Below are 12,105 nucleotides of genomic sequence, written 5' to 3'. Positions count from 1 at the left end.
CACTGCTTCTAGCCTCCGTGATCGGGAGGAGAAAACACATGACCATCAGGCCTGATCCAACATTTCATGCCTCGCCGCGCCTTGCCATGGAGGCGCCGGCGGAAACGCTTGCCTACACGCTCATGCTGAGCCCGGACGGCTCCCAGCCGGACGGGCTGGCCGTCGTCGATGTCGATCCGAAGTCGTCCGACTGCGGCAAGATCGTCCATCAGGTGATCATGCCCCACAAGGGCGACGAGTTTCACCATTTCGGCTGGAACGCCTGTTCCTCGGCCCTTTCCCCGCTCTCCGGCCATGCCTTTCTGGAGCGGCGCTACCTGATCATCCCCGGCATTCGCTCGTCGCGGATCTATGTGATCGACGTGAAGGGCGGCCCGAAGGCGGCGAAGATCCACAAGATCATCGAGCCGGAGGAGATCTTCTCCAAGACCGGTTACTCCCGGCCGCATACCGTCCATTGCGGGCCGGAGGGGATCTACATCTCGACGCTCGGCGGCGGCGGCCCGGACGGGACCGACGGACCGCCGGGGATGTTCCTGATGGACTGCGAGACCTTCGAGGTCATCGGCCGCTATGAGATGGATCGCGGTGTCCAGGACAAGCAGTATGATTTCTGGTGGAATCTGCCGCGCAACTACATGGTCTCCAGCGAATGGGGCCTGCCGCCGCAATATGAGAACGGTATCGTTCCAGAAGATCTTCTCGCCAACAAATACGGCCACCGCCTGCATTTCTGGGACCTGCGCGAACGCCGCAACATCCAGACGGTTGATCTCGGCGCCAATCACCAGATGGCGCTGGAGGTTCGCCCGGCCCATGATCCGGTGAAGGAATACGGCTTCTGCGGGGTCGTGGTGGACACCACCAATCTCGAAGGATCGATCTGGACCTGGTGGCGCAACAAGGACGGCACGTTCGAGGCCAGGAAGACGGCGACGATCCCGGCCGAGCCTGCCGATCCGGCCGATCTGCCCGATCTTCTGAAGGGGTTTTCGGCCGTGCCGCCGCTCGTCACGGACATCGATCTCAGCCTCGACGACCGTTTCCTCTATGTCGCCTGCTGGGGTACGGGGGAACTGCGCCAATATGACGTGACCGATCCGATGGCGCCGAAGCTGGCCGGCTCGGTCCATGTGGGCGGCATCGTGCGGCGGGAACCGCACCCGAGCGGGCAGGTCTTTGCCGGCGGACCGCAGATGCTGGAGATCAGCCGCGACGGACGCCGCGTCTACTGGACCAATTCGCTCTATTCGACCTGGGACGACCAGTTCTATCCCGCGGGCGTGCCGGCGGCGATGGTCAAGGCCGATGTCGGCGAGAATGGCGGCATCACGCTCGACCCGAACTTCTTCGTCGACTTCCCGAAGGGCTACCGCTCCCACCAGATCCGCCTCGAGGGCGGGGACTGCTCCACCGACAGCTTCTGCTATCCCTCGGTGAGGTAATGGATGCACAGATGACCACGACGGCCCTTTGGTGGGCCGTCGTCGCGTCCGGTCTCTACCACGGCGTCAATCCGGGGATGGGTTGGCCGCTCGCCGTCTCGGCGGCGATGTTCGAGAACAAGCGGACGGCCCTCGTGCAGGCGATCGCGATGCTCGGCATCGGGCACTTCCTCGCAACGGCGCTCGTGCTTGCCCCCTTCGCGCTCCTGACGGCATTGGTCGAATGGGAGCGGCCCATCCGCATCGTGAGCGGCATCTTCGTATTCGCCCTCGGAAGCTGGGTGATGATCACCAGGCGCCATCCGCGTTTCCTCGCCCGCGTCGCCCCGCAAAGGCTGATCTTCTGGTCCTTCCTGGTGGCGCTCGCCCATGGCGCGGCGCTGATGCTGGTGCCGATCTATCTCGGCCTCTGCACCGTGGATGCCGGCGATACGGGCCATCAGGCGGCGTCGACACTGATCAGCGGCGGTGCCGGCGAAGCCCTGGCGGTGGCCTCGGTCCATACGCTGGCGATGGTGATCGGCGGAGGCCTTTGCGCCGGGCTCGTCTATCTCTGGTTCGGCCTCAAGGTCCTGTCCAAGGCCTGGCTCAATCTCGAAACCGTCTGGGCAGGCAGTCTGATGGCCGTGGGCGCGCTTGCTGCGGCGGAAGCCGCGCTGCAATGACAGGGTCCCCGCCCCCGCCCACTCGAGGCGCGCCCCGCCCGACGGGCACGCCTTCATCTAAAATCCGGTCATCTCGCTCGTCACGCCGGTTTCGACGGCAGTCAGGCGGACGCGATGGCGGCATCGAACTCCGTCGTCATCTGATCGGCTGCCGCCGCTGCGCCCTCGCGCAGATAGCTGATGAATTGCCGGGCCGGCTCACTCTTGGCTCCAGTCCCGTTCCACAGGACTTCGAACTCGACCTGGATGTGATGCCCCTGCTTGTCGATGATGTGCCTCGCTCGATCGACCGAGGCGATCTTCGACAGAGGCAGCATGGCCGCACCGATCCCGAGCGCGGCCCATTGCTCCAGAACCTGATAGCTCAAGGCCTCGCCGGGATATTCATGAAGCGCGCGGCGATGACTGCGGAAAACGTTGCGGACGGTCCGCGTCAGGCCACAGGCGTCGGGAACCATGACGAAGACGTCGCCGGCGATCTCGTCGAAGCGGATGGCCGACGTCGCGCCGGACCAGGTCTGTTCGCGGCCCTTCGGCACATACATCAACGGTTCGCGGTAGAGGAATATGCGGTTGCGCTGCTCCTTCCTCGGCTCGGTCACGCCGAAGACGAAGTCCAGTTCCTCGCGCTCGAGCATGGCGTAGAGGTCCGCCATGTTCATCTCATAGAAGATGAGGTCGAGGTTCGCCGTGCTCTCGCGAAGCGGCTCGATCAGGAGGTCGAGGAAACGGGTGCTGAGGAGCGGCGACGTTCCGATTCGGATTGACCGGGTCTGCGGATGCCGCAGCGCTGCTGCCCGCTGCAGGAGGTTTTGCTGCGCGGAAAGGACACGCTCGATCTCCGGCAACAGATTGGCGCCGAATGGGGTCAGCGAGACCTTGCGGGTCGTGCGCAGGAAGATCTTCTCGCCGAACTCCTCTTCCAGATAGGCGATGGCGTTCGATAAGGTCGGCTGGGTGACGGCACATTCCTCGGCCGCCCGCGTGAAGGATGCATGCCGCGCCAGGGCGCTTGCGAAACGGAGCTGGTTGAGGTTCATAACAACAAGGGCGCCTCGTCCTCCAGGCCTCGACATGCCTGCGCGACGTCAGTTTCCGTCAGACGATCGCGGCCCGAGCTTAATGCAGAGCCGGCCACGACGCCAAGAGCGGAGTTCTCGGAACGGTCGGCTCTTTCGTCATCAAGAACGAGCCCGACCTGCGCGAAATGTTCGCCGGAAAGCACCCCATTACGAATGCGTCTCTCCTCCTGGCGAGTTCCGCCTTTCCCGGCACCTCATCATCGAAGGCGGTGGTAGAGCCATCCGGCACACGCCGCGGCGGCGATCAGCCAGAGGACGATCACGACCACCGCTCCTGCCGCGCTGCGCGGGCGCCCAGTCCTTCGGACGGCCTCCTCGCGAAACTCCGCCATGAGATCCGCGGGGATCAGTCGGACCACGAGTGCGATGCCCAGCGGCACCAGGAGAAGATCGTCGACATATCCCAGGACCGGGATGAAATCGGGAATGAGGTCGATCGGGCTCAGCGCATAGGCCGCAACCGCACCGGCTGCCGCCTTGGCGTACCAGGGGGTTCGCCCATCCCGGGCAGCAATCCAGAGGACGACGACGTCGCGCTTGAGCGCCTTCGCCCATGTCTTCAGCCGTGCGAGCGAGTTGTCCATGCGAACCAAGTGGCATCGTTTCGCGGCGCCGGCAACGGCGAAGAGAAGGCCTGATCGCGCCGGGGACGTCCGGCCGGCGGGTTCAGCGGGAGAACTCCGCCCTCGGACGAATTGCGTTTGATATTCGGCGGTAGGGATTGGAGATGTCGGCCGAACCATTGAGAAGAAAGCCGATATCTAGCCTTGCGCGATGAGATGATGAAGGGCCAGTCAACTTCCGCCGGAACCTCGTGAAACGCAGAAGCGGATGGGCAGATCCGTTGCGACTTGACCGGGAAGCGACGGCAATTCCCGCTGCACAAGGCGGCACTTAGCCGTTAGGATCGCCGATCCGGCGTGGGGGTTGCGGGATACCGGCCTCTGGTCCGGAGACTGGCGGTCGGTCTGTCGCCATATCGAAGCCTGGAGGATGCCAGTCGCCGGAATAGCAGCCACGCAGAACGACGAAGCCGGCCCACCAGGCGCGTCCGACTGACGTGGGGAGGCCAAGCACGGCGCGGCTCGCTCGTTCGGCCGCAGCGGTTGTGACGCCCATCAGGCCTGCGATCTTCATCAGATCAGCAGCCGCCGCGGATCTCCGGTGAGTTCGGCGTAGCGGGCGGTGAATCGCGCCGCCTCGGCGCCGTTGATCACCCTGTGGTCGTAGGAAAGGCTGATCGGCACCATCGGCCGCGGCACGAAGCCCTCGCCGTCCCAGACCGGCTGCATCTCGGTTCTCGTCAGGCCGAGGATCGCCACCTCCGGCGGATTGACGATCGGCGTGAAGGAGGTCCCGCCGATGCCGCCGAGATTGGACAGGCTCATTGAGGCGCCTCCCATCTCGTCCGGCCGGATCTTGCGCGCCTTGGCCCGCGCGGCAAGGTCGGCGATCTCGCCGGCGAGCGCAAAGAGGCCCTTCCCGGCGACGTCGCGGATCACCGGCACCATCAGCCCGTGCGGCGTGTCGACGGCGATGCCGATATGGACGAACTGCTTGCGGATCAGGCTTCGCCCGTCCGCCGAGAGCGATGCGTTGAAGCGCGGGAATTCCGTCAGGCAGCGCGACAGGATCTTCACGTGGAAGGCGAGCGTGGTGAGCTTCACGCCGCGCGCAAGCGCCTCCTCCTTCAGCGAAGCACGAAACGCCTCGACGGCGCCGATATCGGCGCGGTCGTTGTGGGTAACTTGCGGGATCAGGGCGTTGGCGGCGGAGAGATTGTCCGCCGCGATCCTGGCAAAGCGCGGCAGCTCTTCCTCTTCGACGGGCCCGAAGGCACTGTGGTCGACATCCCAATAGCGGGCGGGCCCTGGCTCGCCGCTCGGCGGACGCGCGCCGGCCGGCGCACCGCCGCCGTTTTCCAGAAAGCTGTCGACATCCTCCTTGGCCAGATGCTGGCGACCGGTCCGTTCGGCGAGATCGCCGAGATCGACGCCCTTGCGGCCGGCATAGGAGCGGACGGACGGGCTGGCTGCAATGGTCATCGCCCGCTCCTCACCAGCTTGCCGAGATGTATTGGGTCTCCATGAATTCGGACATGCCCTCATGCCCGCCCTCGCGGCCGAGCCCGGACTGCTTGACCCCGCCGAAGGGGGCGGCGGGATCGGAGACGAGGCCGCGATTGAGCCCGACCATGCCGTATTCGAGCCGCTCGCACACGGCGAGACCGCGCTTCATGTCCTCGGTGAAGACATAGGCGACGAGGCCATATTCGGTGTCGTTGGCGCGCCGGACGACGTCGTCCGTATCGGTGAAGGTCTGGATCGCCGCGACCGGGCCGAAGATCTCGTCGCGGACGCAGTCGGCGGTCTCGGGCACGCCCGAGAGGACGGTCGGGGGATAGTAGAAGCCCCTGCCCTCCGGCACCTTTCCGCCGAGTTCGATCCGCGCGCCCTTTTCCACCGCGTCCGCAACCATGGCCGCGACCTTGTCGCGCGTTGCCGCATTGACCAGCGGACCGACGTCCACGCCCTCTTCGCGCCCGTCGCCGAGCCTCAGCCTCGACATGGCTTCGGTGAACCGGGAGGTGAAGGCCTCGGCCACCGCCTCGTGAACATAGAAGCGGTTCGCCGCCGTGCAGGCCTCGCCGAGATTGCGCATCTTCGCCTGCATCGCGCCGGCGACGGCGGTCTCGATGTCGGCGTCGTCGAAGACGATCAGCGGCGCGTTGCCGCCGAGCTCCATCGCCGGCTTCAGCACCTGGTCGGCGGCTGAGTGGAGCAGCTTGCGTCCGACACTCGTCGATCCGGTGAAGGAGACGACGCGGACCCTCGGATCGTGCAGCATGTGATCGACAAGCGCGCCGCTGCGCTTCGACGGCAGCACGGCGACGAGACCCTTCGGCACGCCGGCTTCTTCGAGCAGCGGCATCAGGGCGAGCATGGTGAGCGGCGTCTCGGAGGCGGGCTTGATGATCACCGGACAGCCGGCGGCGAGCGCCGGGGCGATCTTCCGAGTGCCCATCGCCGCCGGATAGTTCCACGGCGTGACGAGGACCGCGATCCCCGCCGGCTTGTGCTGGACGATGATTCGGGCGCCGGAGGCCGGCGCGCGGGTGATCAGGCCGTCGGCGCGCACGGCCTCCTCGCCGAACCAGCGGAAGAATTCGGCCGCATAGGTCGCCTCGCCTATCGCGTCGGCGCGAGCCTTGCCGTTTTCGAGCGTGATCAGCCGGGCGAATTCGTCGCGCCGGGCGCTCATCAGCTCGAAGGCGCGGCGCAGGACCTCGGCGCGTTCGCGTGGGGATCGTCCCGCCCACTCGGCAAAGGCCGCCTCGGCGGCGCCCAGCGCCGCGTCCGCATCGGCGATTTCCGCCGACGCGACCGAGGCGATGACGCTTTCGTCGGCCGGATTGACGACGTCGAAGCGTTCGCCCTTGGAGCCGGGCCGAAAGGCTCCGTCGATATAGATATCGGTGAACGGGGTGGCGGTGATGTCGGGGCGGTCGAGCATGAGCGTCTTTGCCTCTTTCGTCAGAGAAGTTGGCGGAGCGGCTCGCCGAGCCGCAGCGCGAAGCCGTCGACGACGGCGAGCGCGGCGGCCGGGGCGATCTGGCCGGGGCCGAATTCCAGCGCGAGAACGAATTCGCCGCCTCGCACCGCGACCGAGAGAACCGGGACGTCGCTCGCGGCCAGTCTGAGGCCGGTGATCCGGCTGGCGGTCAGGTCGCGGACGACGAGGGCGGGCGGCGCGTCCGTCTCGGCAGCCGCGGCCTCGCCGATCCCGGCGCGGTCGGGGTCGAGGAAGAGTCGGCGCGAGCCGGGCAGTGAGACGCCGTCGAGGCCGATCACCAATGCTCCGCCTCCCACCGCTTCCCGCAGCGCGGATGCGGCGAGCGGGACGAGGATGTCCGAGGCGGGAAGCGTCGACGAGGCCTCCCGCCGGGCCCAATCGTGGAAGGCCTCGAAGCCCGCGGCGGAAACCGCCGCCTCGATGCGGCAGGTTTCCGCCGCCGGCGCTTCCGGCCCGGCCACGCGGGAGGCGCTCGCGGCAACGGCCTCGGAGGCGCCGAGAGGTGCGGCCGCGCCGTCTGCCGCGGGGCCATGCCTTGCTTCCGGCCGATCGAGATCGCGGACGTGGATGGGCTGGCCGGGACCGGCGGCGGCGAGGCGCCCGAGATCGATGCCGCGCTCGGCGGCGAGCCGCTTCGCCTTGGGCGAGGCGAGGATGCGGCCCGGGTCCCGAGCCATGTCCGGCGCGGACATTGCTTCGCCCTTCGCGCCGGCCAATGCGATTGGCCTGATCTCCCCCCTTGCGGGGGAGGTCGACGCTTCGCCGGCGGTCGCGAGCGGCGTGCTCTTGGCATCGGTCGATGCCGGGGGATCCCCGGCCTTCTCCGCCGTCTCGGAAATGAACCCCACCATCTGGCCGACCGGGACGTCCTCGCCCTCGCGGGCGCAGACGCCGGTCAGGAAGCCGCTCTCCGAGGCTTCGACCTCCATAGTCGACTTGTCGGTCTCGACCTCCATCAGGATGTCGCCGATTTCCACGGCCTCGCCGGGCTGCTTGCGCCAGGCGACGAGGAGACCGGTCTCCTGGGCCATGCCCAGGGCCGGCATGATCACCTCACGCGGCATGGACGAGCTCCCCGCGGCAGATCGCCCGCGCCCGCTCGGCGACGCCCTTGGCGGTCGGCACGGTCAAATCCTCCAGCGCCGGCGAGAACGGCACCGGCACGTCCATCGCGCCCATCCGGATTACCGGCGCATCGAGATGGTAGAAGGCCTTCTCGGCAATGCGGGCGGCGATCTCGGCGGTGACGCCGTAGCTCTGGTGGCCTTCGTCGACGACGATCGCCCGGCTGGTCTTCTTCACCGAGGCAAGGATCGTCGCCTCGTCGAGCGGCACGATGGTCCTGGGGTCGATCACCTCGGCGGAGATCCCCTCGCCGGCCAGGATCTCAGCCGCCTTCAGCGCCACCTGGACCATGGACGACGTGCCGATCAGGGTCACGTCGCGCCCTTCGCGCAGGACCTTCGCCTCGCCGAAGGGGATCAGATACTCCTCCTCCGGCACCGGGGCCTTGTCCTGGTACATCAGCTTGTCTTCGAAGATGACCACCGGATTGTCGTCGCGGATCGCCGTCTTCATCAGCCCTTTCGCCTCGTAGGCCGAGGAGGGCAGCGCGACCTTCAGGCCGGGAATGTGGGCGACCAGCGCATGCAGGGACTGCGAATGCTGGGCGGCCGAGCGGCGCGTCGCGCCGAGATTGGTGCGCAGCACCAGCGGCACCTTCAGCTTGCCGCCCGACATGTAGTGGGTCTTGGCCGCCTGGTTGCAAAGCTGGTCCATGACGAGGAACAGGAAGTCGCCGAACATCAGGTCGACGATCGGCCGCGAGCCGGTCATCGCGGCACCGACCGCGATCCCCACGAAGCCGGGCTCGGAGATCGGCGTGTCGATCACGCGCTCAGGTCCGAACTCCTCGACGAGACCCGCAAGCACCTTAAAGGGCGTGCCCGCCTCGGCGACGTCCTCGCCGATCAGGAACACCGCCGGGTCGCGGCGCATCTCCTCGGCGATAGCCTCGTTGACGGCCTTGGACAGAGTGATTTCGCGCATCAGGCCGCTCCCGCATAGACGTGCATGTCGACCTCGCGCGCGGCGGGATAGGGCGCATCGAGCGCGTAGGCGACGGCCGCCTCGGCCTCCTTTCGGATCGCCTCGTTGATCGCGATCAGCTCGTCGGCGCCGGCGATCCCCTGTTCCGAGAGCCAGGCGCCGAAATTGGTGATCGGGTCGCGGCTCGTCTTCCAGCTCTCCTCTTCGTCCTTGGAGCGGTAGTAGGTGCGGTTGATGTCGCCGACATGGTGGCCGTGATATCGGTAGGTCTCGAGCTCGATGAAGAAGGGCCCCTCGCCCTTGCGGCAGCGCTCGACGAGTTCGGCCGCCAGCGCATTGACCTTGAGGACGTCCTGGCCGTCGACGCGGTGGGCCTCGATGCCGAAGGCTTCCGCCCGGGCCGTCAGCGACCCCGCGGCGATCTCGCTCGTGCGGGTATATTCCGAATAGCCGTTGTTCTCGCAGGCATAGATGACCGGCAGCTTCCACAGGGCGGCCATGTTCATCACCTCGTACCAGAGCCCCTGCGCCGTCGCGCCGTCGCCGAAGAAGCAGACCGCGACGTCGTCGGTGCCGAGATGCTTGGCGCTGAGCGCGGCGCCGGTCGCGATCCCCATGGAGCCGCCGACGATGGCGTTGGCGCCGAGATTGCCGTGCGACTGGTCGGCGATGTGCATCGAGCCGCCCTTGCCGCGGCAATAGCCCTCTTCCCGGCCGAGGAGCTCGCAGAACATCTCCCTGAAGGCCGCGCCCTTGGCGACGCAGTGGCCGTGGCCGCGATGGGTCGAGGTGATCTTGTCGGTGATCCGGAGCGCCTCGCAGATGCCGACCGCCACCGCCTCCTGCCCGGAATACATATGGGTGAGGCCCGGCATCTTGGCCGAGAGGTAAAGCTGGTTGGCATTGTCCTCGAAGGCGCGAATGCGGACCATCTGGCGATACATGCGCAGATAGGCCTCGGCGTTCGCCTGGGGCTCGTTCATGGTCGGTCTCCTCCCGAAGCCGCGCGGCCCCTCCCGGGGCCCGCGTCTTTCGCGGTTTCAGTAGCGGTTGGCGATCGGCAGTTCTTCGGCGGGAAACAGGCTGATCACCTCGCAGCCCTTGTCGGTGACGACCACCTCCTCCTCGATCCGCGCGGCCGAATAGCCGTCGGCCGCCGGGCAGTAGGTCTCCAGCGCGAAGACCATGCCGGTCTCGATCACCATCGGATTGTCGAGGCTGACGGCGCGGCTGATGATCGGGCGCTCGTGCAGGGCAAGGCCGAGCCCATGGCCGAATTGCAGGCCGAAGGCGGCGAGCTCGTTGGGAAAGCCGAGGCTTTCGGCGGTCGGCCAGAGCGCGGCCACCTTGTCGGTCGTCACCCCCGGCTTGATCGCCTGGATCGCTGCGTCGAGCCAGTCGCGCGCCTTGACGTAGGCGTCGACCTGCGCCGGCGTCGACCGGCCGATGTTGAAGGTCCGGTAGTAGCAGGTGCGATAGCCCTGATAGGACTGAAGAATATCGAAGAAGGCCTGATCGCCGGGACGGAAGTAGCGGTCGGTGAAGTTGTGCGGATGCGGGTTGCAGCGCTCGCCGGAAATCGCGTTGATCGCCTCGACGTCGTCCGAGCCCATCTCGTAGAGCATCTTGTTGGACATCGCGACGATGTCGTTCTCGCGGATCCCGGGCTTCAGCTCCTCGTAGATCATGTGATAGACGCCATCGACCATCGAGGCCGCCTGGGTCAGGAGATGGATCTCGTCGACATTCTTGATCTCGCGGGCCGACAGCATGATCTGCTGGCCGTCGACCACCTTCACGCCGGCCTCCTGCAGCGCGAAGAACATCGCGGTCTCGGCATAGTCGACGCCGACCGGCATGTCGGCGACGCCTGCCCTCTTCAGGAGCGAGTAGATCTCCTCGGCATATTTCTTCATCAGGCCGAAGGAGGGCGGGATCGTCCCGCGCATGCCGACGACGCCGGCAAGGCATTTCTCCGGATCGAGCCAGTCGCAATATTGCTTGTGATGGACGGCCGCCGATCCGAAATCCCAGACATAAGGCGCCTCGTCGCCGGCCAAGAGCGCGAAGCGGCACATCTTGTCGCGCTCCCATTCGCCGATCTTGGTGCCGGAGACGTAGCGGATGTTGTTGACGTCGAAGAGCAGGAGCGCACCGCATTGCGACTGTTTCAGCGCTCCCTTGGCCCGGGCGAGGCGGTAGTGGCGTAGCCTATCGAAATCGACACGTCGCTCGAAGTCGACGGCGCTGTGACCGAGCGCCGGCAGATGCCGGTCCCAGCGCCAGTTCGGATCGACGTCGCCGGGCTTCAGGATGCGCGGATTGAGGGCTGTGGTCTCGAGGGTCATCGGATCGTCTCCGTCGGGCGCTCGCTCCTCGGCGCGCACGGGGGCGCTCGCGCCGGGTCGGCGCGCGGGAACGAGGCTGGATTGTCGTCGGGTCTGTGGCGGCGGCCGGCCCAGTGGTCGGCTAAACCGGTCACTGCATGATCATGCCGCCGTCGATGCTGATGAGCTGGCCGGTCATGTAGTCGCTGTCCGAGGAGGCGAGGAACGCCGCCGTTCCCTTGACGTCGTCGGGGTAGGAATAGCGCTGCATGGTGATCATCGTCTTGGCGAGGTGGTCCATCGACTGGCCCTCCTCCTCGAACATGCCGATCGCGACGAGATCCTTGTCGAGCTGCTCCCACAATTCGGTGCGCACCACGCCCGGCGCATAGCCGTTGACGGTGATGTTGTGCTGCCAGAGCGCCTTCGCACCGCCGATGATCAGCGCCAGCGCGCAGTATTTCGAGCAGGAATAGGGAATGACGTCGAGAAACGCCGTCCGCGAGACGATCGAGCCGACATTGATGATCTTGTAGACCTCCTCACGCGGTCCCTGCGCGATCATCTGGCGCGCCGCCTCCTGCATGCCATAGAGCATGCCCTTGGCGTTGATGTTCATGATCATGTCCCAATTGGCGTCGTCGATGTCCATGAACATCTTCGGCTTGTTGACGCCGGCATTCATCAGGGCGACGTTGATGTAGCCGAATTCATCGACCAGCGCCTTCACCGCCGCCGCGTTGTCCTCGCGCTTGGTAACGTCGAGCTTGACGGCGATCGCCCGGCCGTTGCCGGCAGCGTTGATGCGCTCGGCGACCGCCGCGACGCCCGCCTCGTTGATGTCGCCGAGGCAGACATTGGCGCCCTGCGCGGCGAAATGCTCCGCATTGGTCGCGCCCATGCCCTGGGCCGCCCCGGTGATCAGAATGTTCTTGCCCTTCAGGCGCTCGCGACCCATGTCCTG

At 66.5% G+C, this 12,105-nt stretch carries 11 protein-coding genes; 2 read left to right on the top strand and 9 right to left on the bottom strand.

Translation table 11 applies throughout. The features are described 5' to 3' along the window. Window positions 1-38 precede the first annotated feature (38 nt). Entirely contained in the window at window positions 39-1,445 is a 1,407-nt protein-coding gene (locus LH400_RS21200) for a selenium-binding family protein (protein WP_229155332.1), read from the top strand. An 11-nt stretch (window positions 1,446-1,456) separates the two neighbouring features. Continuing rightward, window positions 1,457-2,110 (top strand): hypothetical protein, encoded by a 654-nt coding sequence (locus LH400_RS21195; RefSeq protein WP_229155331.1) that lies wholly within the window; start codon window positions 1,457-1,459, stop codon window positions 2,108-2,110. Window positions 2,111-2,211: 101 nt separating this feature from the next. Here LH400_RS21195 and LH400_RS21190 read toward each other — a convergent pair whose 3' ends face one another. From LH400_RS21190 to LH400_RS21150, 9 genes are all read right to left on the bottom strand, one after another. Next, entirely contained in the window at window positions 2,212-3,150 is a 939-nt protein-coding gene (locus LH400_RS21190) for a LysR family transcriptional regulator (protein WP_229155330.1), read from the bottom strand. 239 nt (window positions 3,151-3,389) lie between these two features. Continuing rightward, the gene (locus tag LH400_RS21185) at window positions 3,390-3,776 is read right to left on the bottom strand and encodes a YkvA family protein (RefSeq protein WP_229155411.1); all 387 of its coding nucleotides are present in this window, start codon (window positions 3,774-3,776) and stop codon (window positions 3,390-3,392) included. A gap of 552 nt (window positions 3,777-4,328) precedes the next feature. Continuing rightward, window positions 4,329-5,237, bottom strand: a complete 909-nt coding sequence (locus tag LH400_RS21180; RefSeq protein ID WP_229155329.1) for a 2-oxo acid dehydrogenase subunit E2 — start codon at window positions 5,235-5,237, stop codon at window positions 4,329-4,331. Between the two features lie 10 nt (window positions 5,238-5,247). Further along, a complete protein-coding gene (locus LH400_RS21175; protein WP_229155328.1) occupies window positions 5,248-6,705 on the bottom strand; it encodes an NAD-dependent succinate-semialdehyde dehydrogenase in 1,458 nt (485 codons plus the stop codon). A gap of 20 nt (window positions 6,706-6,725) precedes the next feature. After that, the gene (locus tag LH400_RS21170) at window positions 6,726-7,829 is read right to left on the bottom strand and encodes a biotin/lipoyl-containing protein (protein WP_229155327.1); all 1,104 of its coding nucleotides are present in this window, start codon (window positions 7,827-7,829) and stop codon (window positions 6,726-6,728) included. Further along, window positions 7,819-8,814, bottom strand: a complete 996-nt coding sequence (locus LH400_RS21165; protein WP_304502371.1) for an alpha-ketoacid dehydrogenase subunit beta — start codon at window positions 8,812-8,814, stop codon at window positions 7,819-7,821. The genes LH400_RS21170 and LH400_RS21165 overlap by 11 nt, the downstream gene beginning before the upstream one ends. After that, window positions 8,814-9,797 (bottom strand): thiamine pyrophosphate-dependent dehydrogenase E1 component subunit alpha, encoded by a 984-nt coding sequence (locus LH400_RS21160; protein WP_229155325.1) that lies wholly within the window; start codon window positions 9,795-9,797, stop codon window positions 8,814-8,816. Before LH400_RS21160 ends, LH400_RS21165 begins: the two co-directional genes overlap by 1 nt. A 57-nt stretch (window positions 9,798-9,854) precedes the next feature. After that, window positions 9,855-11,162 (bottom strand): M24 family metallopeptidase, encoded by a 1,308-nt coding sequence (locus tag LH400_RS21155; RefSeq protein ID WP_229155324.1) that lies wholly within the window; start codon window positions 11,160-11,162, stop codon window positions 9,855-9,857. 130 nt (window positions 11,163-11,292) lie between these two features. Next, window positions 11,293-12,099, bottom strand: a complete 807-nt coding sequence (locus LH400_RS21150; RefSeq protein WP_229155323.1) for an SDR family NAD(P)-dependent oxidoreductase — start codon at window positions 12,097-12,099, stop codon at window positions 11,293-11,295. Window positions 12,100-12,105 lie beyond the last annotated feature (6 nt).

Source organism: Jiella soli, from assembly GCF_020615385.1.
Classification (GTDB): Bacteria; Pseudomonadota; Alphaproteobacteria; order Rhizobiales; family Rhizobiaceae; genus VKMB-3413.
The sequence above is the reverse complement of the archived record's forward strand: the minus strand, read 5'-3'. Positions and strand labels throughout refer to the sequence as shown.

Excerpts from the sequence above, each read along its gene's own strand:
- LH400_RS21200 (WP_229155332.1), top strand. The coding sequence starts at position 39 with ATGACCATCAGGCCTGATCCAACATTTCATGCCTCGCCGCGCCTTGCC.
- LH400_RS21195 (WP_229155331.1), top strand. The coding sequence starts at position 1,457 with ATGACCACGACGGCCCTTTGGTGGGCCGTCGTCGCGTCCGGTCTCTAC.
- LH400_RS21190 (WP_229155330.1), bottom strand. The coding sequence starts at position 3,150 with ATGAACCTCAACCAGCTCCGTTTCGCAAGCGCCCTGGCGCGGCATGCA.
- LH400_RS21185 (WP_229155411.1), bottom strand. The coding sequence starts at position 3,776 with ATGGACAACTCGCTCGCACGGCTGAAGACATGGGCGAAGGCGCTCAAG.
- LH400_RS21180 (WP_229155329.1), bottom strand. The coding sequence starts at position 5,237 with ATGACCATTGCAGCCAGCCCGTCCGTCCGCTCCTATGCCGGCCGCAAG.
- LH400_RS21175 (WP_229155328.1), bottom strand. The coding sequence starts at position 6,705 with ATGCTCGACCGCCCCGACATCACCGCCACCCCGTTCACCGATATCTAT.
- LH400_RS21170 (WP_229155327.1), bottom strand. The coding sequence starts at position 7,829 with ATGCCGCGTGAGGTGATCATGCCGGCCCTGGGCATGGCCCAGGAGACC.
- LH400_RS21165 (WP_304502371.1), bottom strand. The coding sequence starts at position 8,814 with ATGCGCGAAATCACTCTGTCCAAGGCCGTCAACGAGGCTATCGCCGAG.
- LH400_RS21160 (WP_229155325.1), bottom strand. The coding sequence starts at position 9,797 with ATGAACGAGCCCCAGGCGAACGCCGAGGCCTATCTGCGCATGTATCGC.
- LH400_RS21155 (WP_229155324.1), bottom strand. The coding sequence starts at position 11,162 with ATGACCCTCGAGACCACAGCCCTCAATCCGCGCATCCTGAAGCCCGGC.
- LH400_RS21150 (WP_229155323.1), bottom strand. The coding sequence starts at position 12,099 with ATGGGTCGCGAGCGCCTGAAGGGCAAGAACATTCTGATCACCGGGGCG.